Genomic DNA, 24199 nt, shown 5'->3' with positions numbered 1-24199 from the left:
CATGGGTGCCGGCCTGCTGCTGGGTGTGCTGAGCATCATCTCGGTGCTGCTGGCGCTGGCGGCATGGCTGTGGGGTACGGCCAGCAGCCGCGAGCAGCGCCAGGCTTCGTTGCAGCACACCGAGCAGCAGTTGGCGCGCGGCAGCGGCGCCTGCACGGTGCCAGCTGGTGCGTCCATCGGCGCCGCCAACGATCCGGCCCGTCCGGCGTCCAGCAGCCGCCGTGGGCTGCCCTGGGATGGGCTGCTGCAACGGGCGGGGCTGGCCCCGGGCTGGAAACTGCCGTTGCTGCTGGTGGTGCCCGGGCTGGTGCTGTCGGTGGTCGCGGCGATGCGGCTGGGAACCGCGTGGATGTTCCCATTGACCCTGCTGCTGTATCTGCTTGGCTGCTGGCTGTGGGTGATGCGGCGGATCACCAAGCTGCGCGCGCAGCTGCTGCACCAGATGCCCGACTTCCTCGACAACTTGGTACGCCTCACTGCGCTGGGCAACAGCCTGCAGGCCGCTTTCCAGGTCGCCTCGATGCAGACCAGTGCACCGCTGCGCGGCCTGCTCGACACCACGGTGCGCTATGCCCGCAGTGGCATGGATCTGGACCGTGCGCTGGGCCTGGCGGCGCAGCCCTACCGCATGGACGTGCTGAAGGTGCTGGCGGTGGTGATCGGCGTGAGCGTGCGCATCGGTGGCCGCGCCGACCAGATCCTGCAGCGCATGGGCGACTTCATGCGCGACCTTGAACAGGCCCAGCAGGAACTGGCGGCCACCACCTCCGAAACGCGCATGTCGGCCTGGGTGCTTGGCCTGCTGCCGCCGGCCAGCGCGGTACTGATGGCCATTTCCAGCCCCGATTTCTTCCAGCCGGTGCTGCACGATCCGCTCGGCCACAAAGTGCTGCTGATCGCCCTGGGACTGGAGCTGGTCGGCGGCTTCCTGCTGTACCGACTGGCCAAATCGCTATGACTGCCCGCTGCCGCCCGGAGGGTGCCCGATGAGTGCCAGCGTCTGGTTCATGCTCTCGCTGCTGGTGCTTGCCGCCGGCGTGGCCCTGCTCGGCATCGCCGGCTGGATCCGCAGCGACCGCGAACAACGCACGTCTTCCACCCTGAAGACCGCACTGCAACCGCGCGACGAAACCCGCGAGGCCGAGGCCACGCGGCGCGATTCGCTGGGCTGGCTGGAACGTTTCGGCCGTGCGCTCAGTGGCGGCCGCCTGGAGGCCGCGCTGCTGGCCAACGAGGACCGCCTGCTGCTGGACCTGGCCGGCTGGAACACCCGCCGCGGCACGGCCATCTACCTGGGCCTGCGCCTGCTGCTGGCGCTGCTGGTATTGGCACTGGCGCTGGCGTTCAGCGATGCGCAGGGCCTGGGCAAGGTCATGGTGGTGATCGGCGCACTTGCCGCCGGCCTGCTGCTGCCCAAGCTCGTGCTGTCTTCCTGGGTCAAGCGGCGCCGGCGCGCGGTCGACAACGAACTGCCGCTGCTGATCGATCTGCTGCGCCTGCTGCAGGGTGTGGGATTCAGCATGGACCAAAGCCTGCAGACGCTGGGCGACAAGCTGCGCGATGCACTGCCGGTGCTGGGCGGTGAACTGCAGGACGCCAATGTGGCCTACACCCACGGGCGCACCCGCGCGCAGTCGCTGCGGCGGCTGAGCGAAGTCTACGGTGATGACGACCTGGCCAGCCTGATGCAGCTGATCCTGCAGGTGCACGCGCACGGCGGCGCGGTGCAGGAGCCGCTGCGGCAGTTCAGTCTCCGCCTGCGCGAGCAGCGCCGGAACACCTTGAAGGAGAAGGTCGGCAAGCTGTCGGTGAAGATGACCGTGGTGATGATGCTGACCCTGTTGCCAGCCCTGATGCTGGTGCTCGCCGGTCCGGCGCTGGTTGCGCTGGCCACCACCATGTCCAAGATGGGATCTGCCTGATGCCTGCCCTGCGCACCACCTGCCTGCTTGCCTTCAGCCTGGCCACCTTGGCCAGCGGCTGCGCCTCGACCACGCCCAAGTACCTGCGTACGCCCACCCTGGCCGCTCCCGAACCCGCCCCGCAGGACAGCCGCAACGCCTACCTGGAGCTGATCGGGCGCATGCAGCTGCAGGGCGCCTGGTATGCCTCGCTGGCCCACGTCGATGCGTTCCGCCAACGCTATGGAGACCCCCCGGCGCTGCGCCTGCTGCAGGCCGACGCACTGCGCGAGACCGGCCAGGCTGACGCTGCCATCGCCCTGTATCGCGAACTGTCCAGCGGTCCGCAGGCGGCGGCCGCCGCGCACGGGTTGGGCCTGATCGCCGCCCGTCGCGACGATGACACCGGCAGCGAACAGGCGCTCGAACGCGCCACCCAGCTGCAACCGTTGAATACCGACTATCTCGGCGATCTCGGCTACGCCCGCCTGCGTGCGGGCCGGTTCGAGCAGGCCCGCGAGCCGTTGGCCAAGGCGCTGGAACTGTCGCCCGGCAACGCCAAGGCCACCGCCAACCTGGCGCTCTGGGCAGTACTGCGCGGCGACAGCGCCACCGCCGAGCGACTGGTTGCGCAGGGCAACCTCAACGAGGACACCCGCCGCAGCATCCAGCAGCAGGCCCAGCAGATCCGCCTGCGCCTGCAACAGCGAAGCGCATCTGTGGCGGCAGAGACAACGGCCCCCGCGCGCGCCGTCGCCGTCCCCGCTGCCGTATCCGAGCGAGCCGGCAGCAGCAACCGGGTCGCCTCCGAACCGCGCCGTGAGCAGCGCGACACGCGCGATCCGCAGCGCCTGCCCCCCTCGATGCTGGAGCGATTCAGCACCGCCACCCCCACAACCGGGAATACGCCATGACCGCGACGCCTCTGATTCGACGCCTGCTGCCTGCGCTGGCGTGTGCGCTGGTCACCAGCGTCGTGCATGCCCAGCAGCCGCCGCTGACCGGGCAGATGCTGGGTGGCCCGGCTCCGGCACCGACTCCGCAGCCGATGCAGGCCGATACAGTGGCAACGGTGGATCTGACCACACCGGGCGCGCCGCCGCCGGCCATTGCGTCGGCGCCGCCGGCCGAGGCCGCAGGCAGCCCCCTGCCCACGCCTCGCCGCGAACCGCTGCGCGACGGCGACACCACGCGCAACCTGTTCCGCCTGCAGGCGTCCGGGCAGCGCGCCGGGCAGCGGCTGCCGATCCTCGGCGACCAGGCCACGCTGAGCTACGCCCGTTATCTGAAGAGCTTCGAACACGAGATTCCCGACTTCTTCGAAACCGATGTCGCCAGGTCCAAGGACGCATCCTCATCCGGACGCTGAGGTAGGCCATGAGACGCCCACGCCAGTTCAGCTTCAACCGCCCACGCGGCGGCATGTCGATCACCATGATGCTGGTCATGCTGGCGATGCTGGCGATGCTCGGCCTGATCGAGATCGGCTACCTCTTCTGGGCCAAACGTGATGCACAGAAGGTGGCCGACCTGGCCGCGCTGGCCGGCGCGCAACGCCTGGAACTGTGCAGCGCGGACAACAGCGACAACAGCGCCGCACGGCAGAGCGCGGTAACCCAGAACGGCTTCGCAGGCTCGCTGCAGATCCGCTGCGGCAACTGGAGCGCCAGCCGCGGCACCGGCAATCGTTTTGCCGCCACCGTGGACGCCAGCAACCCGCGCAATGCAGTGCAGGTTGTCGCCGAGCGCAGCGTGCTGCCGTTCTTCGGCCAGAACACGAGCCTGCCCACGGTCAGCGTGGAGGCGGTGGCCCGCCGCTCCGAACCCACCGCGGTGTTCGCGGTCGGCTCGCAGCTGCTGCGTACCAAGGGCGACTCGTTGCTGCTGTCCACCCTGCGCATGGTCGGCCTGGATGTGACCAACGCCACTGTGCTGTCCTACGACGGCCTGGCCCAGGCCAACGTCACCCCGTCGGGTCTGTTGAAGGCATTGAACATCCCGGTCACCGCCAACCTCAGCGTGGCCGACTTCAATCGACTGCTGTCGGTGAACAAGATCTCGCTGGCGCAGCTGGTCGACGCCACCGCCACCGTGGTCGGCCGCGATACCACGGTCGGCCTGCAGCTGCGGGCACTGTCGGATCTGGTCGCCACCCAGCTGGACATCAACAAGCTCAACATCGTGCTCGGCAGCCAATCCGGCGGCGGCGGTCTGTTCGCCGAGGTCGTCTCGCCCGACGGTACGGTCGGCAGCGCGCTGGAATCACAGATCAACGTTCTCAATCTGGTCACCACCGCCATCTCCATCGCCAACGCCGGCAACGCCGTCACCGTGCAGGGCCTGAACCTGCTCGGCATCAACGTGCAGGCAGGCGTGGTCGAACCCCCGTCGATCGCGATGGGCGGCGTCGGCACCCGCGCCTACAACGCCCAGGTGCGGCTGATGGTGGATGTGGACAGCAACAACCTGTTCGCGCTCGGCCCGCTGCTGAATCTGCTGGGCACGCGGCTGCACCTGCCATTGCACGTGGACGTCGCCAACGCGATGGGCACGCTGACCGGCATCCAGTGCGGCGCCAGTCCGCCGAAGGCAACCATCCAGGTGGACTCTTCGGTGCTGCGCGCCTGCGTGGGCAATGTTGCGCCCGCGCAGCGCTTCTCCAAGAGCAATGTCTGCGACGCCACGCTGCAGAACGAGCAGCTGCTGAAACTGCTCGGCCAGCCGTTGATCACCGACAAGATCACCCTGCCGGCGCTGACCAGCTCGCAGAGCCTGACCCTGGCCGCCGGCGAGACCGGCTCGACCCAGATCAATCCATTGGCCCTGGGCAACGCGGTCTCCGACCTGGTCAATGAACTGCTGCGCGTGCTGTCGGGCATGCTCAGTTCACCCAAGCAGGGCATGAGTGCCAACGACACCGCCAAGGCGCTCGCGGATCGCTATCTGCAGGCCACCTTCCCCCCCAACACCCGCTACGACGTGGACAAGCTGATTCCCCTGCTGCGCGACGGAGACCCCAGCCGGCAACTGGCGCCGCTCAACAGCTGGAACGTGCCCGGTGGGCTGCCCTATGCGTGCGGACTGCTGAACCTGGCCACCTGTCACAAGGACGGCCCGGTCTGGGATGCGTTCAAAGTGACGGTGACCGGCCAGGGGCTGGGCGTCCTCGACGGCCTCCTCGGTTCCCTGGTGGGTGGCCTGCTGATCAACCGCTGCGACAGCCTGCTCGGCAACCTGATCGACTACAACGGCTGCGTGCGCAACAACCTGGCCTCCTACATCCAGACCGCGCCGGCCGGCTTCCTCGACGGCACCGGCGGCAGCGGCGTCTCCAATCCCGACGGCACCGTCAGCTGCAGCGGCCTGCTGTGCACACTGCTCAAGCCGGTCCTGGCCGCACTCAAGCCGGTCCTCAACAGCATCGGCACGCTGCTGACCAACCTGCTGGCCAATGTGCTGGGGCTGGAGCTGGGCCGCACCGACGTCAACGTGCAATCGATCCAGTGCAGCGCCGCGCAACTGGTGTATTGAGCCGTGACGGGCGCCCTTGGCGGCGCCCGTACCCATGCTAGACTCCCGGCGGGGAACCACCTTCATCTCAACCCACACTTCACCCGTGGATGGTCTAGACATGCGAGAAACTTCAGGGGGCCCGGTCTTCGCCCGGCACGCGCGCAGCGCGGCAGTGCTGGCCGTGGCCATGATGCTGGTGGCACCGGCGGCCATGGCGGCCCGTGGCGACCGCGCCGCTGCGACGGAAGAACCGGCGGCCCGCACTGCACCGGTCGTGCGCAACACCGTGGATGAGCTCAAGCAGTTGATGGATGCGCGCCAGCTGACCGAGCTGCGCACCACCTACAACGGCAACTACGGCGCCAGCCTGCTGTTCAACGCCAGCACACTGACCTACTACGTCGCGCTGTTCCAGGAAAAGAACTTCTGGCGCGTGATCAAGACCGACGCCGTGGACAATGCCGAGCGCGTCTACCGCACGTTCGCGCAGCAGTCCGAGCAGCTGGCGCAGGTCTATATCGACACTACCCGCCTTGAAGCAGGCAAGCGCTACACCGAGCGTCTGGTGGCCTACAACGAGGCACGCCTGCGCACCCTGCAGCAGGAAATGGAACAGCAGCAGGCGCAGTCGGCACAGGTCAGCGCCGCGCTGCAGCAGGCCCAGCAGCAGGCGGTCAGCCTCAGCACCGACGTGCAGAGCACCAACAGCCAGCTGGACGCCCTGCAGCGCCGCATCCAGATCCTGCAGGCCGAACAGGGCAACCCGGAGTTGAGCCTGCCCAAGCCGGAGAGCGTGCCCTCACCGGCACCGGCTGCGGCCAGCGACGGTCGCTGAGCGCCGGTCTTCACCCCCTCGCACAACGGCGCCCCAGGGCGCCGTTGTCGTTTCTGGCCTCCGATCGGTTCCGGTCAGCGGCAGGCGTCGTATACCGCATCATCCAGCTGGCGACGTTGCACCAGATCCAACCGGACGCGCCTGGCCAGCGCCGCCTGCCGTTGCCGGCGAGCGCGATCACAGCCGCCGGGATCGGCACTGATCGCGATCAGCGCCGCCTGTGCACGCCGTGGCGGCATCGCAGCCGGTTTCGGCCGGCTCTCCCTGCGCTCCGTCACCGCCGCAGCCGACGATGGCCCGGGTTCGGCAGCAACCTCCCAACGCCACTCGGCCCGGCCCTGGCAAGGCGTCTGCTGGTAGACCGGATGCGGTCCGTCCACGCACTTGTAGACGTTGGTCTGCGCCTGCACGTTCGCGACCAGCAACAGACCCGGCAGCAGCCATGCGCACGTTTTCAGCATCCGATCCACACCCGATGACCCGGCCGCCATCGTCGGTGCCGGGTCGCCCGTGCGCCAGAGCGAGAGGCGTCATGCCGGCAGCAATCCGGCACACCGGTGCAAGCCACCCGCGCGGTGCTGCGCTGTACTGCCCAGGGCCCGGCACTCCGCCCGGCGCCCTCCTCCCTTCCGCCAAGGAACCTGCAATGAGCAATTACGTCACCGTCGCCGATGGCGCTCGTATCTTCTACAAGGACTGGGGAACCGGCCAGCCGATCGTGTTCGCCCATGGCTGGCCGCTGTCCGCCGATGCCTGGGACCCGCAGATGCTGTTCATGGGCCAGAACGGTTACCGCGTGATCGCCCACGACCGCCGCAGCCACGGCCGCTCCAGCCAGACCTGGGACGGCAACAACATGGACACCTACGCCGACGACCTGGCCGCGGTGATCGAAGCACTGGACCTGAAAGACGCCATCCTGGTCGGCCATTCCACCGGTGGCGGTGAAGTGGCGCACTACATCGGCCGCCATGGCAGCAAGCGCGTGGCCAAGGTGGTGCTTGTCGGCGCCGTACCGCCGCTGATGCTCAAGACTGCCGGCAATCCGGCGGGCCCCCCCCTGGAAGTGTTCGACGGCATCCGCAAGGGCACCGGCGGCGATCGCTCGCAGTTCTTCAAGGACCTGACCACGCCGTTCTTTGGTGCCAACCGCGATGGCAACAGCGTCACCCAGGGCATGCGCGATGCGTTCTGGCTGCAGGGCATGCTGGGCGGCGTCAAGGGTCAGTACGACTGCGTGCACGAGTTTTCGGAAGTGGACTACACCGATGATCTGAAGAAGATCGACGTGCCGGCGCTGGTGGTACACGGCGACGATGACCAGATCGTGCCGTTCGATGCCTCGGCCAAGCTGTCCTCGCAGATCATCGCCAATGCCGAACTGAAGGTCTACGCCGGCGCCCCGCACGGCCTGACCGTGACCCACGCCGACCAGTTCAACGCCGACCTGCTGGCGTTCGCACGCAGTTGATGTACCGCGGCGGCGCCTCACCGCGCCGCCGCCCCATCGGTAGTGCCGGCCGCTGGCCGGCAACCCGATCAATCCATCGCAATCTGCACAGCCGGCCAGCGGCCGGCTCTACCCGGGGCCGCTCAGATGTCGTTGTGGTGCCGCCGCCCCTTCGGTAGTGCCGGCCGCTGGCCGGCAACCCGATCAATCCATCGCAATCTGCACAGCCGGCCAGCGGCCGGCTCTACCCGGGGCCGCTCAGATGTCGTTGTGGTGCCGCCGCCTCTTCGGTAGTGCCGGCCGCTGGCCGGCACTACCGATCAATCCATCGCACTCTGCACAGCCGGCCAGCGGCCGGCTCTACCAGGGGCTGCTCAGATGTCGTTGTGGTGGTGAGGTACGGCTGCGGGCAGCGGGTCGTGTCCGCCGACGAAATGGCGCACCACCGGTGCCCGTTCACCGCGATGCAGCGCGCGCAGCACTTCCTGGATCGCTTTGTCATCGGCGGTGATGCGTTCGTGCTGGCGCAGATGCTCCAGCCATGACGGGGTCACGAAATACTCCAGGTGAATGCCGGGGCTGGCTACATCCTCGACCACGCCCCAGACCACCGCGCCGTCACGGCGGCGAATGGTTCCCAGCGCACGCATCTGCGCCTGGAATGCAGCGCGATCCCCCTCCTCGATGCGGTACTCGATGGTCACCAGCACCGGGCCACGATCATTCGACACCGGCACCGACAGCTCCGGCGCCGGCCAATGCCCGGCCGGGCGCAGGTTCAGATCCTCGGTACCGGCAATGCGTACGCGCCACACCAGCATCCCGCCGACCACCGCTCCGGCCGCCGCCACCAGCAAGGCCAGTTCCGGCGAGGTGCGCTGCGCCAGCGCACCCCAGCTCAGGCCACCGGCGGCCATGCCTGCGGAGAACACCACGATGTACAGCGCCAACGCACGTGCGCGCACCCAGGCCGGCACCGCGGTCTGCGCCGCAATCTGCAATGACGACAACACGGTGATCCAGGCAAACCCGTTGACCAGCATCACCAGCGGCAGCACATACCAGCTACGGGTCAGCGCCAGACCGACCAGGCTCAACGCCAGCGAAAGCGTGGCCAGCAGCACCAGCAGGTCACGGTCCAGCCGCGCGCGCAGCTTCGGCAGCAGCAGCGCACCTCCCACCGCGCCGATCCCGATGCAGCCCAGCAGCATGCCGTACTGCCCCGCCCCGCCGTGCATCTGCCCACGCACCACCACAGGCAGCAACGCGTTCATCGCCGCAGCGAAGAAGAAGAACCCGACCGACTTGATCAGCACCGCCTGCAGCCGCCCGGCGCGGCTGGCGTAACGCAGGCCCGCCTTGAGGCCGGCGCCAAAGCCTTCCGGCGGCAGGCTCGACTGTTTCGGATCGCGCTTCCAGCCCCACACCACGAACAGCATCGCGGCGAAGGTGATCGCGTTGAATCCGAACGCCCACACCGCACCGAGCTGGGCGACGATCACGCCACCGATGGCCGGGCCGATCGAGCGCGCGATGTTGATGCCGATCGAGTTCAATGCCACTGCCGAGGCCAGCATCGGCTGCGGCACCAGCTCGGATACGATCGCCGCCTGCGCCGGCATCGCCATCGCCGCGCCGCAGCCCATGCAGAAGGTCAGCAGCACCAGCAGTTGCGGGGTCAGCAGATCCATCGCGGTCAAACTGGCCATCACCGCCGCCACCAGCAGCATCCAGCCCTGGGTTGCCAACAGGTACCTGCGGCGATCGACGATGTCGGCCAGCGTGCCGGCCGCCAGCGCCAGCAGCACGATCGGTACCGTGGTGGCCGACTGCACCAGCGCCACCATCAACGGTGAACCGGTGCGTTCGGCCATCACCCAGGCGGCGGCGACGTCGTTGACCCAGGTGCCGATGTTGCTGGCCAGGATCGCCAGCCAGATCGAGCGGAACATCCGGATCTTCAAAGGGGACCAGGCACCTGCGGCCTGTGCGGGAGGTTGCGACGCGCTTGCGTTCACCATTGCCATGCTCCAACGATCGAGGCGAACAGCGTGTCCTGGCCGCCGGCCTGCGTCAGCGCAGGTCCGGCGTCGACCCAGGCCAGCTGCAGCTGCCATTGCCAGTGTTCGCTGGCCTGCCAGCGGGTTTCGGATTTGTATTGAGTGCCGATCCGGCGTGCACCTCCGGCAGTGCCGGGCAAGGCCACCAGCGGTGCCGGCGTGGTGTACACCGCGTCAGCACGACGATGCTTCCAGGCCATCTGTACGCCCAGCTCCGTCGTCACCGTGTCGTGCAGGCGCAACGACAGGGTCGGCTGCACGTCCATCAGGTTGGCCGGAGACAGCAGGCTGGCCTCGCTGAAATAGGCCGACTTCGGGAACAGCGCGTTGAACGTGCCCAGCCGCCCATCGCGCAGGCTGCCATCGCCGCTGGCGATGTCGGCCTTCAGTCCCAGCCGTGGTTGCAACGGCAGGCGGCTCCAGCGCCAACCGGTATCGGTGGCCAGCGTCCACGCGCGGATGTCGAGGTCGCCGGTGGTGGTGCGCAGTTCACCGCCCTGCGCGACCAGCTCGCTGTTCCAGTCCAGTGCGCCGGCCTGGCCGAACCAGCGCGCGCCGACGGTCTGTCGACGCTCGATGCCGGCACCGGCGGCGAAGCGCGCACCTTCGCGACGGTAGTCCAGCAGGTACAGGTCCCATTGACCGGGCCAACGGCCGCGCGCCGTGGTGGCATATGCGCCCCACAGGTGCGCCCCCGGCTCACCGCGATCATCGAACGCGCCCGGCCGGTTCTCCACCGGTCGCAGTGCCATCAGGTCCAGCGTGCCCAGCCGTCCCTTCCAACCTGCGCGGGCGCCATCGAAGGCCAGCCGGATGTTCGGCCCATCGCGCACCGACAGCAGGCGCGAGCTGCCATAGCCCGCTTCCTGCCGACCCAGCTGCAGGTGGAAGCTGTCACGCTGCCAGCGCCAGTACACCTGCTGCACGTCCAGTGCACTGCGGTCGGTCCGGCCCGGACCGCCCGCCTTGCCATCTTCGCCATGCAGGCCCAGCTGCAGCTTCGCCTGCCAGGTGTCCTCCACATAGCTGGCCGAAGCCAGCGCGCGCAGCAGGCCATAGCCATCTTCCGCGCCGCCGATGCCGAACCGGGTCGGGTCGTAGTACAGGCCGCGCACGCGCAGTGACGCGTCCCATTGCAACTTGCCGTCGCCAGCTTCGATGCAATGGCCACCTCCGCAGGCCAGCGCCAATGTCGGCGCAACCAGCAGCGCCAGGCTCAGAACGCGAAGCACGAGCATCCCATCGCGCCCCAGAACGCGGTCAGATCGTCGGTCGGTGCGGCATGGTGCGCCGCATGCCCGTGCGCGCCGTGGGTACTGCAGGCAACGCCGTGATGATGGTGGGGGGCCGCCGCCAGGCCGGTGGCCGCGCCGCCAACGTGGTAACCCCCGAAGCGGTTCACCGGCGACCAGTCCGGCATCGCCGGCGGCAGCTGCGGGGCCAGGCCCGCATAGTCAGCGTCGGCGTGCACGATGCGACCACCAACCACCGTCAGCACGCTGGTGATGTCGGCGATCTGCGCGTCGTCGACGCGGAAGAAGTCAGCCGACAGCACAATGAAGTCGGCCAGCTGGCCAGCCTTCAATGTGCCCTTCACCGCCTCATCGCCGGAGAACCAGGCACTGCCCTGGGTCCACAGGCGCAGCGCCTGTTCGCGCTCCAGCAGATTCTCATCGCCGTACAGGGCCAGGCCACCGACGGTGCGCCCGGTCACCAGCCACGACAGCGCCACCCACGGGTTGTAGCTGGCCACACGGGTGGCATCGGTGCCAGCGCCGACCGGCACGCCCTCGGCCAGCATGCGCTTGACCGGTGGCGTATGCCGCGCCGCCTCCACGCCATAGCGCTCGACGAAGGCTTCACCCTGGTAGGCCATGCGATGCTGCACGGCGATGCCACCGCCGAGCGCACGGATGCGCTCGATGTTGCGCGGTGTGATGGTCTCGGCGTGATCGATGAACCAGTGCAGCCCGTCGAACGGCACTTCACGGTTTACCTGCTCGTAGACGTCGAGGATGCGGCTGATGCTCTCATCGTAGGTGGCGTGGATACGGAACGGCCAGCGCTTCTCGACCAGCAACCTGACCACATCGTGCAGCTGCGGCTCCAGCTCCGACGGCAGCTCCGGCCGCGGCTCGTTGAACAGCTCGAAGTCGGCGGCCGAGAACACCAGCATCTCGCCCGCACCATTGTGGCGAAGCAGGTCATCGCCCTGGCGGGGTTGCAGGATCTCGCTCCAGCCACGGAAGTCATCCACTTCCTTGCCCTTGTTCTGGGTGAACAGGTTGTAGGCGATGCGCACGGTCAGCTGGTCATCGCGATGCAGCTGCTCGATGACCTGGTAGTCCTCGGGATAGTTCTGGAAGCCACCGCCGGCATCGATCACCGAGGTGATGCCCAGCCGGTTCAGTTCGCGCATGAAGTGGCGGGTGGAGTTGGCCTGGTACTCAATCGGCAAGCGTGGGCCCTTGGCCAGCGTTGCATACAGGATCAGTGCGTTGGGCTTGGCCAGCAGCAGGCCGGTGGGGTTGCCCAGCGAATCACGCACGATCTGCCCACCCGGCGGGTCGGGGGTGTCCTTGGTGTAGCCGCAGGCGCGCAACGCGGCGCGGTTGAGCAGCGCGCGATCGTACAGATGCAGCAGGAACACCGGTGTATCCGGCGCAATGTCGTTGAGCTCCTGCAGGGTCGGCAGGCGCTTCTCGTTGAACTGCGCGGCGGTGAAACCTCCCACCACACGCACCCATTGCGGCGCCGGGGTGCGATCGACCTGGGCCTTCAGCATCGCCATCGCGTCGGCCAACGAACGCAGGCCATCCCAGCGCAGTTCCAGGTTGTAGTTCAGGCCACCGCGGATCAGATGCGTATGGCTGTCGTTGAGCCCCGGCAGCAGGCGCCGGCCCTGCGCGTCGATCAGGGTCGCTTCATTGCCCCAGTCGCGCATGATGTCCGCGTCGCTGCCGACTGCGACGATACGCCCTTCCTGCACGGCCAACGCCTGTGCATGCGGCTGCTGCGGATCGAGCGTGGTGATGCGGGCATTGCGGATGACCAGCGTGCTCATGCGACGCTCCTTGGAAGTGGAATCGAGTGCGGCGCCGGCGCGGCCGGCCAGGCCCAGCGCCACGGCAGCGCCGCTGGCCAGCACCACGTTGCGGCGGCCTTGGTCGAGTGGATCGTGACTCATGCGAAATCTCCCGCAAGGCGTTGGCCGTCCAGCGCCCAGGCGCCGGGGCCGGTCAGCGCGAGGGCCAGCAGTACCGCCGTCCACATCAACGGGTACTCCGTGCCGCCGCGCATCCAGAACCAGCCCTTGGGCAGGGCCAGCAGTACGGTGAAGCCGATGAAGGCGGCGGCAACCAGGGCGGCGATGCGGGTCTGCCAGCCCAGCAGCACCGCCAGGCCGGACAACACCTGTGTCAACGCCAGCAGCAACGGCAATGGTGCGGCCGCCGGCAACCCGAAGCCGCGCAGCTCGCTGGCGAAGCCGGCCAGGCCCGGGCCGCCCCACCAGCCCAACAGCTTGCCCAGGGCATGCGGCAGCAGGAAGCCTCCCGCCACCACGCGCAGCATCAGCAGGGCCAGGTCGAGGCCATGGCCGGCCATCATGCTCAGTGCCCGCCTTCCTGCGCGCCGAACATGCGCTTGGCGTACTGGATGCCGATGCCATAGCCGCCGGCGTGGTCACCGGCGATGCCGGTGGTCAGCGCGTAGGTTTCACCCCGCGCCCAGTCACGCTGCAGCTCCAGCAGGTACTGCACACTGGTCATCGGCACCGCACCGGCCTGAACCATGCGGGTGATCGCGCGCTCGTGCGCTTCCTCGCTGACGTCGCCGCAGGCATCGGTGATCACGTAGACCTCGAAGCCCTGCGCCAGTGCCGACAGGGCCGGGCCCACGATGCAGACACTGGTCCACAGCCCGGCCATCACCAGCCGACGCTTGCCGATGCGGTTGATCTCATCGATCACCGGCTGGTCTTCCCAGGTGTTCATCGAGGTGCGGTCGAACACCGGCTGCTTCGGGAAGATCGCCGGCAGCTCGGGGAACATCGGGCCGGAGAACGAGGCTTCGGCCACGGTGGTCAACACCACCGGAACATTGAAACCCTTGGCGCCCTTTCCGATCAGCGAGACGTTGTTGCGCAGCGCGGAAATGTCGATGGTGTGGGTGGCAAAGGCCATCTGCGACTGGAAGTCGATCAGCACCAGAGCATGGTCGCTCGGCGACAACAGGGACGGGGCGGGCGTGGCGGTGGCAGGGCTCATGGGTGGACTCCGTGGGAAACGTGGTCGGTAGGAAGACGCAATCCGGCATCGCCGGCCAGGTACTGCCCGGGGCTGCAGCCGGTCTCGGCGCGGAAACTGCGTACGAAATGGCTCTGGTCGAAGAAGCCCAGCTGCTGCGCCAAGCTGCACATCGGCAGCTGTGCGGAGGGAAGCAGCTGACGGGCGCGCTCGATGCGCCGCCGCCGCACATAGCGCAACGGACTGGCGCCGGTCCCGCTGCGGAACAGCCGAACCAGATGGAAACGGCTGACGCAGGCCGCTTCGGCCAGCTCGGTCACCCGCAGGGGCTGCGACAGATGCTCATCGACATAACGCAGCGCACGCTGCAATGCCGCCATCTGGTGCGGAGACAAGGCAACGGCGGGCGAAACCGGTGGAGAAGCGATAGCCATCGGGGATGCCGCGAGGGGGTGGCCCATGGTGCGTGGCGTCGGCTTGACGCCCTACCCCCGACGGTCGGGGCCGGCACTTACCCGAATGGGGGAGGCCGACGGCCGAGCACGCGGCGCCCGAACCATCGCGCGTCCAGCGAATAGGCACCGGGCCCGAGCGGCAGCAGGGCCAGCGGCAGCAGCGCCACCGGCCATGGCATCGCCTGCGCCTGCAGGCCAAGGACAGCCAGCGCAGCCGCCAACGGGGTCAACACGCCCAGCACCAGCATCGCCGCCGCCAGCAGCCACAGCAGCGCCAGCCATCCGCCCTGCGTTCCAGGCAGGCACAGGGTGGCGGCCACGCACAACCGCAACCACAGCAGGCCGACGCCCGGGCCACGGTCGGGAAACATCACGAACAGGCGCTGCATCGCCGCGCTCCATGGGGCATGCCGGCGTGATAGCCCATGCAGACGCGCCACGCCTACCCCGTTAGGGTCACCCCGGCCTGCCCCGCACCTGCCAGAATGCGCCTCATGCGTGGCCGCCCCTTCCCGTTCCTGCGTCGCCTGCCGGCGCTGCTGACGTGCCTGCTGCTGTTGACTGCCCTGCCCGCGCTCGCCGTGCAGCATCCGCTGTCGGGCAGCGGGCTGCCCGGCTACGAGCACACTGCGTGGCGGGTCGGCCAGGGCGCGCCCGGTGATATCTGGGACATCGCCCAGGACCGCGATGGGCTGCTGTGGTTGGCCACCGGTTCTGGCCTGTACCGCTTTGACGGGCGCCGCTTCGAGCGGCAGTCGCCCCCCGTGGGCAACCGCTTCCCGTCCACCAACATGGTCACCCTGGCCGTCGGCCGCGATGACACGATGTGGATCGGCTACTTCCAGGCCGGCATCAGCCAGCTCGCCGGCGGCCAGCTGCACAACTACGGCCGGCCACAGGGCGTGCCGGTCGGGGTGGTGCCGCATTTCAGCCAGGATCGCGATGGCCGGCTGTGGGCCGCGATCAACGGCGGACTGCGCTGGTTCGACGGCCAACACTGGCAGCCTTTGCCGAGCAGTGCCGGCCTGCCGGAACGCCGCGTGCAATGGGTGCTGCACGACAGTCGCGGCACTTTCTGGGTCCTGGCCAACCTCAGGATCTGGATGCGCCGGCCACAGCAGTCAGCCTTCGTCGACACCGGCATCGCGGTCTCGCAGATGGCGACGCTGGTGGAAAGCCCGAGCGGTGAGGTGTGGCTGGCCGACCGCATCCGCGGCACCTCGCCGCTGGCCAACGCGCAGGGCGTGCTGCCCGAGCGCGAGCGCGAGGCGCGACGCCTGCCGGAGCTGGTCGCGGCCCGCCTCCAGTTCACCGCCGACGGAGCCCTGTGGGCCACGATGAGCCCGCACGGCGGTGTGGCCCGGGTCACCTTCGAAGGCACCCAGGCCGTACGCATGGAACGTTTCGATTCGCCGCACGGGCTCACTGCCACCTCGGCCGTACCGATCATCGCCGACCGCGAGGGCAACCTCTGGGTCGGCACCAATCTGGGCCTCAACCGCTTCCGTGCGCGCAGCGTGCACACCCTCACGGTCGGCCCCAGCGATCCCTACCGCTCGCTGGTGCGCGCCAGTGACGGCCGGGTGTATGGCTACGGCGAAGACCTCAAACCTTACGACCTGCGCCGCAGTCTGCTGCAAGGCAGTGCCGCGCAGCTGCAGGCCGCTGCGCGGCAGGCGCCCACACCGATCTGGCAGTTCGACTGGATCAATCTCGCCCGCACCCAGGGCGGCCGTACCACACTGATTCCGCTGCCCGCACCGTTCACCGGCCAGCCCCTGCATGCGCTGCTGTTTCCCGATGATGCGCAGGCCTGGGTATGCACCGGCGAGCGCGGCGTGCTGCACTACCAGGCCGGCCAGTGGCAACACGAGCGGCGCCTGCCCGAGCAGGCCTGCTCCTCGCTGGGCCTGGATGCCCACGGGCAACTGCTGCTGGGCTATGCCGATGGTGGCCTGCGTCGGATGGGCCCGACGGCCATCGAGACCTTCGGCAGCGCACAGGGTCTTTCGGTAGGGCCGGTGACCGCCGTGCTGCAGCACCAGGACCTGCTGCTGGTGGCCGGCGAAGCCGGACTGGCCGCGCGCGTCGGCGAGGGTCGATTCGTTGCCGTGCGCACCGACATGGCCGGCGTGCTCGAAGGGATCACCGGCATGGTCGCCGATGCGCGCGGGCATCTGTGGCTCAACGGCAGCCGCGGCCTGGTGCGGCTGGAGAGCGCGCAGCTGCGCCGCGCACTGCGTGCCGGGCTGCCGGTGACGCCGCGCCTGTTCGATGCCGTGGACGGCATGCCCGGCATCGCGCTGCAGAGTGGGCCGATCTCCACCGCTGCGTTGTCGGCGGACGGCCTGCTGTGGCTGGCCACCAACCAGGGGCTGGCGTGGCTGGACACCACCCGTTCGCACGTCAACACGATGGCCCCCAGCGTGCGCATTGGTGACGTGCTGTACGGCAGCGAGCAGCAGCCCTTGCGGGACGGTCTGCGCCTGCCGGCCGGCACCAGCCAGCTGCAGATTGATTATGTGGCCCTGTCCCTGGCCCGCCCGGAGCGCAACCGCTACCGCTATCGCCTGTCCGGCGTCGATGATGGCTGGCAGGACGCCGGCAGCAGCGCGCGCGCGTACTACACCAACCTGGCGCCGGGCAGTTACCGCTTTGAAGTGGAAGCGGCCAATGAAGACGGCATCTGGAGTACGGCGCCGGCCAGCCGCAGCTTCCGTATCGCGCCCACCTTCATGCAGACCGTGTGGTTCAAGCTGTTGTGCGCGGCCATCGTGCTGGCGCTGCTGATGATGGCCGTACGCATCCGCAGTGGCCAGTTGGCGGCACTGTTCCGCGCACGGTTGCAGGAGCGCCACGGCGAACGCGAGCGCATCGCCCGCGACCTGCACGACACCCTGCTGCAGGGCAGCCAGGGCCTGATCCTGCGCCTGCACGCGATCAGCCAGTCAGCACAGACACCCGAGCCGGTGCGCAGCCAGCTGGAGTCGGCGATGCAGCTGGCCGAACGCAATCTGGCCGAGGGCCGCGAGCGGGTCAATGCACTGCGCGACGGCCCCTTCGCCGGCCGCGACCTGGCCTCGGCACTGGCCGACGTGCATGCCGAGTACGCCGGGCACGGTACCAATCCGCTGCGCCTGACCGTGGAAGGTACGCTGCCGTCGCTGCAGAGCGATGCCGCCGAGGAAGTGTTCCTGATCGGCCGCGAGGCCATCCGCAATGCTTTACGTCATGCCCATGCCAGCGCGATCGAAGTGGAGCTGTCCTACGGCACGCGCTGCTTCCTGCTGCATGTGCGCGATGATGGCGTCGGTATTGCCGATGAGAACGCCGCGCATGGCCACTGGGGCCTGCAGGGTATGCGTGAACGCGCGCAGCGGCTCGGCGCCGAGCTGCGGTTGTGGAGCCGTCCCGGGCTGGGCACTGAAGTGGCGCTGGCGGTTCCGGCGCGACGCTTGTATCACCGCCGCGCGCCACGTTGGCGCTGGCCCTGGAGCAGACCTGAGCATGACTGAGACCCCTTCCCCGATCGGCGTACTGGTGGTGGATGACCATCCGTTACTGCGTGACGGCCTGGCGGCCTTGTTGGGCGCGCACGCCGACCTGCGCCTGCTGGGCGAAGCCGCCGATGGCGAAGAGGCCATCGCGCGTTACCAGCAGCTGCAGCCGGACGTGGTGTTGATGGACCTGCAGATGCCGCGCCTGGATGGCGTGGAAGCCATCGTGCGGATCCGTGCGATGGATCCACGCGCGCGCATCATCGTGCTGACCACCTACCGCGGTGACGTGCGCGCGGTGCGCGCCCTGCAGGCCGGCGCCAGCGCCTATCTGCTGAAGGACATGCTGCGCCACGAGCTGGTCGATACGATCCGCATGGTGGCGGGCGGTCGCCGCGCGCCGATTCCGCCGGCCGTGGCGGCCAGCATCGCCGCGCATGTGGTCGAAGACCGGTTATCCCCGCGCGAGACCGAAGTGCTGCGGCACGTGGCCGGCGGGTTGTCGAACAAGCGCATCGGCGAGCGCATGCAGATTTCCGAGCAGACCGTAAAGGCGCACATGAAGAGCCTGATGGACAAGCTCGGCGTCGGTGACCGCACGCATGCAGTCACCCAGGCACTGCGGCGCGGCATCATCAGCCTGGACGACAGCGGTCACGATTAGGGGGGTGTTCGGCAGGACTGCAAGGCCTACCAAACACCCGCTACTTCAAACGCAGCAACAGACTGCTGCCTGCACACACCACCGCCAGCCAGGCCACGCCGTGCCATCCCCACTGCGCCAGCGCCAGGCTACCCAGCGCGCCACCGGCCGCCATACCGATGAACATGCCCGTGAACAGCAGCGCATTGAGGCGACTGCGTGCCGGCGGCACCAGGCCGTAGACCAGCGTCTGGTGCGCCACCAGCGCCGACTGGAACCCGAAGTCAAACAGCAGCGCGCTCACCACCAGCAGCGGCAGCAGCGCCGCGGCCGGCAGCCAGGTCTCGGCCAGCAGCAGGCCGAAACCCAGCAGCGCCACCGCGATCGCCAGCCGCGCCACCGCGGGACACCCCAATCGATCGGCGAAGCGGCCGGCGAACGGTGCGGCCAGCGCACCAGCCGCACCGGCAATGCCGAATGCACCTGCCGCCGCGCTGCCCAGCCCCAGGCGGGCGTGCAACATCAGCGCCAGGGTCGACCAGAACGCGCTGAAGCCCACGGCCAGCAACGACTGGCTGGCCACCGCGCGGCGCAGCTGCGGCTGCTCGCGCCACAACGCCAGCAACGAACCCAGCAGCGCTGGGTAGCGCAACGTAGTGGTCGGTGCGAAACGCGGCAGTGCGCGCGCCATCACCGAACCCATCGCCGCCACCGACAACGCAGCCAGCACGAACTGGGTACGCCAGCCCCACGCCTCGGCCACCACGCCACTGACCACCCGTGACAGCAGGATGCCAAGCAACAGGCCGGTCATCACCCGGCCGACGATCTGCCCGCGCTGCGCATCCGGCGCCAGCACCGCAGCGGCTGGCACGATGTCCTGCGCCAGCGTGGCCATCAGGCCCACCAGCAGGCTGGCCATCAGCAGGCCCGGTAGGTGCCCGGCCATCGCTGCCGCGCCCAATGCCAGTGCCAGCAGCGCGGACTTCAACAGAATCAGGGTGCGGCGGTCGAAACGGTCACCCAATGGTGCCAGCAGCAGGATGCCCAGCGCATACCCCAGCTGGGTCAGGGTCGGCACCAGGCCGGCCGCGCGCTCCCCCGCGCCGAGATCCTGGGCGATCAGGCCCAGCATCGGTTGGCTGTAGTAGAGCGAGGCCACCGAGAAGCCGGCGCCGGCCGCCATCGCCAACACCAAGGGGGTGGACGGTGCGGCCGCGGGCACGGCGGCGACGGACAGCGAGGGGGTAGACATGGGGCAGTTCCGTGGGATAAGTGGGCGTATCGTGCCGCTATTCATCCAACGTCTGTAGTAGGCTGGATCGCATACCTTTCATACCCATTGCGCATGACCGACCTCGCCACCGGCGCCGATCGCCTGGACCTGCTGCGTACCTTCCTGCGCATCATCGATGCGGGCAGCCTGTCGGCCGCGGCCGTGCAGCTGGGTACCACCCAGCCCACCGTCAGCCGCCGCCTGCAGGCACTGGAGCGGCAGCTGGGCCTGCGCCTGCTGCAGCGCTCCACCCACGGCCTGCAGCTGACTGAAGATGGCCTGCGCTGCCAGCGCCATGCGCAACGCGTGGTTGACGAATGGGAGTCGCTGCAGGCCGAACTCCAGGGCGAACCAGAAACGCTGCGCGGACGCCTGCGGGTGATGGTGCCGCACGCCTTTGGCCAGGCGCAGCTGCTGCCGACCATGCTGGCCTTCCTCGCCCGGCACCCGCAGCTGAGCCTGGAGTGGATCCTGGAAGACCGGCGCCCGGACTTCATCGCAGAAGGCATCGACTGCGCGGTGCGGGTGGGCCCGGTCGACGAACCACGCATGGTGGCACTGCCACTGGCCGAGGTGCCGCGCATCGTCGTAGCGGCGCCGTCGCTGGTGCAGGACACGGCGGTGAGTTCGCCGGAACAGGCGCAGTCCCTGCCGTGGATCTCGCTGGTCACCTACTACCGCGAACGCCTGCTGCTGCACGACGCGCAGGGGCGTGCGCACACCCTTTCGATCAGCCCACGGCTGCTCAGCGACAACCTGTTCGTGGTGCAGCAGGCCGCGCGCTCCGGGTTGGGCGCGGCCGTGGTGTCGGCTTGGCTGGTTGCCGAGGACCTGGCACAAGGGCGCCTGGTGCAGCTGCTGCCGGACTGGCAGGCGCCGGCACTGCCGGTCCACGTGGTGTTTCCTGCCGCGCGCCAGCAGCCGCCACGGCTGCGCGCCTTCATCGATGCGATGAAGGCCGCACTGCCACAACTGCACGGAATGCGGCCGGCACCGCATTAGCGCCCACTCACAACGCCTCGGCCAGGAACGCCAGCACGGCCGGGCCCACTTCACGGTCGGCGCGCGCATGGCCTTCGGCGGTGCCCCCGACTTCAAGGAACGGACCCACGTCATGGCGATGGGAACTCGGCTGCAGAATGGGCGTGATCAGATGTCCCGCATCGGGGTAGTAGAGGAACCGGTCGCGATCACCTCGCCCTGCCTCGGCCAACCGACGCTGGGCAACGGCCATCATCACGCCGGAGTCGCCCAGGCGGTCATCGCCGCCTCCAACCCACAGCGTCCGTGCGGCGATCGTTTCGATCGGCAGCATCGCCGCCTGCAATGCCGGCGCCCACTGCGGCCCCGGTCGTCCCCAGTCCACTTCCTCCCGATACGGCAGCCACGCCAGCGGTTTGCCCTGCCAACTCAGGGGTGAGCGATCCACGGCCCTGAAATCGGCCGGGGCAACGTCGCGCGCAATGCCACGGAACGGAGCCGGACTGCCCACCCAGGACACCGCCGCACGCAGCGTGGGCAGATGGACGGCGGTGGCCATGGTCGCAATCCCGCCCCAGGAACCGCCCAGCAGACCGACCCTTTGTGGATCCACGCCAGGCTGCCGCTGAAGCCAGCGCACCGCATCAGCGATGGTCTCCAGCGGCACGTCAATCAGGTCCTTGGGCACACCGGGCCCGCGATACCAGGCAATCGACACGGCGATGTAGCCATTGCTGGCCAACCAGGCGGCGTACTGGTCGCCGCCCTCGAAGCCGCCTTCCGCGCCACCCAGCGTCACCAGCGCCGGCCCTCGTGTCCGGGCGGGCCTGTCCGCTGGCAGGTACAGATGCGCCTCGCGCCCGCCGATGTCGACCCGTTGCACCCGCACCCCAGGCAGCATCAGGTGACGTTGCAGGGTCTGCCGTGCAACGACTGAACCGGCCTGCTCAACTTCCAGTTCGAACGTCTGCGGCAGGAAGCCCATGCCATCAGCTGCGCGTTGCCAATGCAGCGGCATTGCACTGGCGCGCCCCTGCTGCGGCTGCATCGACCAGATCAGTCCGCCCGCATCGATGCCCCGGTAGCTGCCCTGCTCCGATCCGCTGCCGGTGCTATCAACCTGGCCACGCAGATCGGCACGCAGCACGGCCTCTGACTGCCAGCGCTGGCCCCGGCTGTCCTGCATCGACAGGCGCAGGCGCACCGTCTCGGCAACGGCAAGGCCCTCGACCTTGATCACCGGAGTACGATCGGCACGCCCGTGCTGGTCATCAACCTCAACGCGGACATCGGCCATCGCCGGGATCGCCAGCGCACACAGCAACCACCCCCACCCCGCTCGTTTCCGCATGTCCTGCCCTCGTCCGCAAAAGGGAGAGGGTGCCCGGAGGGAGCGGCATGTACCGCAGGAACCGGCGTCGATGGTGCCAACCGTGCCGCGGCTGGCCTCAACCGTGTTTCAGCCGCGCCTCCAGAGCGGACGCCAAGGCGGTGCGATAGCTGCGACTGACCGGCACCTGCACGCCTCCGGCCAGCTCAAGCAGCGCATCCCCGTTGTGACGCTCGACCACGCCCTGCACGCGCAACGGATTGACCAGCACCGAGCGATGCACGCGCAGCAGGCCGCCCGGCGCCAGGCGCTCGGCCAACCGCGCGATCGTCTCGCGCAGCAGATGCAGGCGCTGCCCGACGTGGACGCACGCATAGTGCCCGGCCATGTCGATGTAGTCGATCTGCGCCAACGGTACGTACTGCGTTCCACCCACGGCCGGCACGGCCAGAACCTGCGTATTGGCCTGCCCATCGTCGAGCAGCCCGGCCAGGCGACGCACCCGCGTGATCGCTTCCTGTAGTCGTGGCAGCGCGACCGGCTTGAGCAGATAGTCGGCCACCCCCAGCTCAAAGGCCTGCAGCGCATGCTGTGGCAGCGCCGTCACGAAGATGGTGTGCGCGGCCAGCGCAGGCTGCTGCGCCGGCAGTTCCCAGCCGCGGCCATCGGGCAGTACCAGATCCAGCAGCAACAGATCGAAGCGTCGCCCCAGCAACCGCTGTCGCGCCTGGTCCAGGCTGGCCGCTTCAGCATCGACCCTGACCTGCGGAATGTGCGCCAGCAACTCACGCAGGCGGTGACGTGCCAATGCCACGTCATCCACCAGCAGCACGCTCAATGGGCGCATCATGCCGCTTGTTCCGGCAGGAACAGGCAGACCCTGTAGCCGCTGCCACTGTGGCCGGCCTGCAGATGGCCACCGATCATCGCCAACCGGCGCTGCAGTGTGGCCAGGCCACTGCCGAGGCCTTCGTTGCGCGCAGCACGCAGGCAGGGATTGAACACGGCCACCTCCAGCACGCTGCCCTGCACCTCCGCTGTCAGTTCGATCTGCAGCAGCGGGTCCCCCGCCTGCCAGCCACTGTGCAGCACCGCGTTCTCGATCAGCGGCTGCAGCAGCAGCCCCGGCACCGGCCAGTGCAGGGCCGCGGCGCTGGCCTGCAGATGCAGATGCAACGCCTCGTCATGCAACAGCGACTGCAGGGCCACGTAATCCTGTGCAGCGCCCAGCTCATCCGCCAGCGGACGCTGCGCCGGGCATTGCAGGGTGTCGCGCAGCAACGAGGACAACTGCACCAGGGCCGCGTCCGCCGCCAGTGGACGCAGCAGCGCCAGGCCACCGATGGCATTGAGCGCGTTGAACAGGAAATGGTGCTGGAGGTGTTGCCGCAGTGCGACTTCGCGGGCCAGCCGCAGGGCCTGCGATTGTGCGTTCAGCCGCTGCAACCAGGCCAGGCCGTGACCGGTACCGGCCACTGCGATGAAGGTGGGAAAGGCGAACAGCGTGGTAATGCCGATTGCTCGGGCCACCTGGCGCGACGACGGCAGCGGCTGCGCCTGCCACAGCTGCAGCAGCAGATGGCCCAGCCCCCAGCCCAGCGCAGTCAATGCCGGTGTCAGCAGCAGGCCCAGCAACAACCAGCCGATCAGGGGGCGCCGTCCCGGCAAGGGCCAGCGCCGGCAGGCCGCCCACAGCGCTGGCGTCGCCAGCATCCAGGGCAGCTCGGCACCGACGATGAACAACGCCGCCGACACCAGGCCACCCGGTTGCTGGCTTAGGTGCACCGCCGGCACCGCGGTGGCGATCAGCAGCGCCCACAACCCCAGCATGACCACGCGTGGGCGCGGCAACGACAACGGTGCTTCGGGGGCAGGCAACACACAGGCGGGGGCAACGGACATGCACGGCGTCGAACGGGAACCGGCCACCATGCTAGGCGCCCGTGCCCGATCCTTCCCGTGCCGGAAGCAAGGGCGTCAATCGATGAGGGGGTCGGATCCCTTTCCGAAA

General features: G+C 68.7%; 22 protein-coding genes. 10 read left to right on the top strand and 12 right to left on the bottom strand.

Annotation, left to right across the window (positions count from 1 at the left end; genetic code table 11):
- Nucleotide 1 precedes the first annotated feature (1 nt).
- The 6 genes from LZ605_RS03215 (at nt 2) to LZ605_RS03190 (ending at nt 6249) form a co-directional block, all read left to right on the top strand.
- Nucleotides 2-958, top strand: coding sequence for a type II secretion system F family protein (locus tag LZ605_RS03215; RefSeq protein WP_249843765.1), 957 nt, complete (start codon nt 2-4; stop codon nt 956-958).
- A gap of 28 nt (nt 959-986) precedes the next feature.
- Nucleotides 987-1922 carry a type II secretion system F family protein gene (locus LZ605_RS03210; protein WP_249843764.1) on the top strand — a complete coding sequence of 312 codons (936 nt, stop codon included), beginning with the start codon at nt 987-989 and terminating at the stop codon, nt 1920-1922.
- Nucleotides 1922-2815 (top strand): Flp pilus assembly protein TadD, encoded by an 894-nt coding sequence (locus LZ605_RS03205; protein ID WP_249843763.1) that lies wholly within the window; start codon nt 1922-1924, stop codon nt 2813-2815. The genes LZ605_RS03210 and LZ605_RS03205 overlap by 1 nt, the downstream gene beginning before the upstream one ends.
- Nucleotides 2812-3270, top strand: a complete 459-nt coding sequence (locus LZ605_RS03200) for a DUF3613 domain-containing protein (RefSeq protein WP_249843762.1) — start codon at nt 2812-2814, stop codon at nt 3268-3270. Before LZ605_RS03205 ends, LZ605_RS03200 begins: the two co-directional genes overlap by 4 nt.
- Nucleotides 3271-3278: 8 nt before the next feature.
- The gene (locus LZ605_RS03195) at nt 3279-5432 is read left to right on the top strand and encodes a TadG family pilus assembly protein (RefSeq protein WP_249843761.1); all 2154 of its coding nucleotides are present in this window, start codon (nt 3279-3281) and stop codon (nt 5430-5432) included.
- 100 nt (nt 5433-5532) lie between these two features.
- Nucleotides 5533-6249 (top strand): DUF2968 domain-containing protein, encoded by a 717-nt coding sequence (locus tag LZ605_RS03190; protein ID WP_249843760.1) that lies wholly within the window; start codon nt 5533-5535, stop codon nt 6247-6249.
- A gap of 74 nt (nt 6250-6323) precedes the next feature.
- Here the strand turns inward: LZ605_RS03190 and LZ605_RS03185 are convergent, their stop codons facing one another.
- A complete protein-coding gene (locus LZ605_RS03185) occupies nt 6324-6710 on the bottom strand; it encodes a hypothetical protein (RefSeq protein ID WP_249844986.1) in 387 nt (128 codons plus the stop codon).
- 185 nt (nt 6711-6895) lie between these two features.
- Between LZ605_RS03185 and LZ605_RS03180 the strand changes: the two genes are divergently transcribed.
- Nucleotides 6896-7720 (top strand): alpha/beta fold hydrolase, encoded by an 825-nt coding sequence (locus LZ605_RS03180; protein WP_249843759.1) that lies wholly within the window; start codon nt 6896-6898, stop codon nt 7718-7720.
- Between the two features lie 353 nt (nt 7721-8073).
- Here LZ605_RS03180 and LZ605_RS03175 read toward each other — a convergent pair whose 3' ends face one another.
- The 7 genes from LZ605_RS03175 to LZ605_RS03145 all read right to left on the bottom strand — a co-directional run bounded on the left by LZ605_RS03175 (nt 8074) and on the right by LZ605_RS03145 (nt 14850).
- Nucleotides 8074-9720, bottom strand: coding sequence for an MFS transporter (locus tag LZ605_RS03175; protein WP_249843758.1), 1647 nt, complete (start codon nt 9718-9720; stop codon nt 8074-8076).
- Nucleotides 9714-10997 carry an alginate export family protein gene (locus LZ605_RS03170; protein WP_249843757.1) on the bottom strand — a complete coding sequence of 428 codons (1284 nt, stop codon included), beginning with the start codon at nt 10995-10997 and terminating at the stop codon, nt 9714-9716. Before LZ605_RS03170 ends, LZ605_RS03175 begins: the two co-directional genes overlap by 7 nt.
- Entirely contained in the window at nt 10976-12823 is a 1848-nt protein-coding gene (locus LZ605_RS03165; protein ID WP_249844985.1) for an amidohydrolase, read from the bottom strand. Before LZ605_RS03165 ends, LZ605_RS03170 begins: the two co-directional genes overlap by 22 nt.
- Before the next feature lie 119 nt (nt 12824-12942).
- A complete protein-coding gene (locus tag LZ605_RS03160; RefSeq protein WP_249843756.1) occupies nt 12943-13368 on the bottom strand; it encodes a DoxX family protein in 426 nt (141 codons plus the stop codon).
- A 2-nt stretch (nt 13369-13370) separates the two neighbouring features.
- Nucleotides 13371-14027 carry a hydrolase gene (locus LZ605_RS03155; protein ID WP_249843755.1) on the bottom strand — a complete coding sequence of 219 codons (657 nt, stop codon included), beginning with the start codon at nt 14025-14027 and terminating at the stop codon, nt 13371-13373.
- The gene (locus LZ605_RS03150; protein WP_249843754.1) at nt 14024-14440 is read right to left on the bottom strand and encodes a helix-turn-helix transcriptional regulator; all 417 of its coding nucleotides are present in this window, start codon (nt 14438-14440) and stop codon (nt 14024-14026) included. Before LZ605_RS03150 ends, LZ605_RS03155 begins: the two co-directional genes overlap by 4 nt.
- A gap of 77 nt (nt 14441-14517) precedes the next feature.
- Entirely contained in the window at nt 14518-14850 is a 333-nt protein-coding gene (locus LZ605_RS03145) for a hypothetical protein (protein ID WP_249843753.1), read from the bottom strand.
- Nucleotides 14851-14946: 96 nt separating this feature from the next.
- Between LZ605_RS03145 and LZ605_RS03140 the strand changes: the two genes are divergently transcribed.
- Both LZ605_RS03140 and LZ605_RS03135 read left to right on the top strand, forming a co-directional pair.
- Nucleotides 14947-17976 (top strand): sensor histidine kinase, encoded by a 3030-nt coding sequence (locus LZ605_RS03140; RefSeq protein ID WP_249843752.1) that lies wholly within the window; start codon nt 14947-14949, stop codon nt 17974-17976.
- Complete coding sequence (locus LZ605_RS03135) at nt 17969-18622, top strand: response regulator (protein WP_107230829.1); 654 nt, start codon at nt 17969-17971, stop codon at nt 18620-18622. The genes LZ605_RS03140 and LZ605_RS03135 overlap by 8 nt, the downstream gene beginning before the upstream one ends.
- A gap of 40 nt (nt 18623-18662) precedes the next feature.
- Here the strand turns inward: LZ605_RS03135 and LZ605_RS03130 are convergent, their stop codons facing one another.
- The gene (locus LZ605_RS03130) at nt 18663-19856 is read right to left on the bottom strand and encodes an MFS transporter (RefSeq protein WP_249843751.1); all 1194 of its coding nucleotides are present in this window, start codon (nt 19854-19856) and stop codon (nt 18663-18665) included.
- A gap of 93 nt (nt 19857-19949) precedes the next feature.
- On the opposite strand from LZ605_RS03130, the gene LZ605_RS03125 reads away from it, so the two are divergent.
- Nucleotides 19950-20879 (top strand): LysR family transcriptional regulator, encoded by a 930-nt coding sequence (locus LZ605_RS03125; RefSeq protein ID WP_249843750.1) that lies wholly within the window; start codon nt 19950-19952, stop codon nt 20877-20879.
- A gap of 7 nt (nt 20880-20886) precedes the next feature.
- On the opposite strand, the gene LZ605_RS03120 is transcribed toward LZ605_RS03125, so the two are convergent.
- The 3 genes from LZ605_RS03120 to LZ605_RS03110 all read right to left on the bottom strand — a co-directional run bounded on the left by LZ605_RS03120 (nt 20887) and on the right by LZ605_RS03110 (nt 24090).
- Nucleotides 20887-22209, bottom strand: a complete 1323-nt coding sequence (locus LZ605_RS03120; protein WP_249843749.1) for an acyl-CoA thioesterase/bile acid-CoA:amino acid N-acyltransferase family protein — start codon at nt 22207-22209, stop codon at nt 20887-20889.
- A gap of 97 nt (nt 22210-22306) precedes the next feature.
- Nucleotides 22307-23038 carry a LytR/AlgR family response regulator transcription factor gene (locus LZ605_RS03115; RefSeq protein WP_249843748.1) on the bottom strand — a complete coding sequence of 244 codons (732 nt, stop codon included), beginning with the start codon at nt 23036-23038 and terminating at the stop codon, nt 22307-22309.
- Nucleotides 23035-24090, bottom strand: coding sequence for a sensor histidine kinase (locus LZ605_RS03110; protein WP_249843747.1), 1056 nt, complete (start codon nt 24088-24090; stop codon nt 23035-23037). The genes LZ605_RS03115 and LZ605_RS03110 overlap by 4 nt, the downstream gene beginning before the upstream one ends.
- Nucleotides 24091-24199 lie beyond the last annotated feature (109 nt).

Source organism: Stenotrophomonas maltophilia, assembly GCF_023518235.1.
Taxonomy (GTDB): domain Bacteria; phylum Pseudomonadota; class Gammaproteobacteria; order Xanthomonadales; family Xanthomonadaceae; genus Stenotrophomonas.
This window is presented reverse-complemented; position numbering and strand designations above follow the sequence as displayed.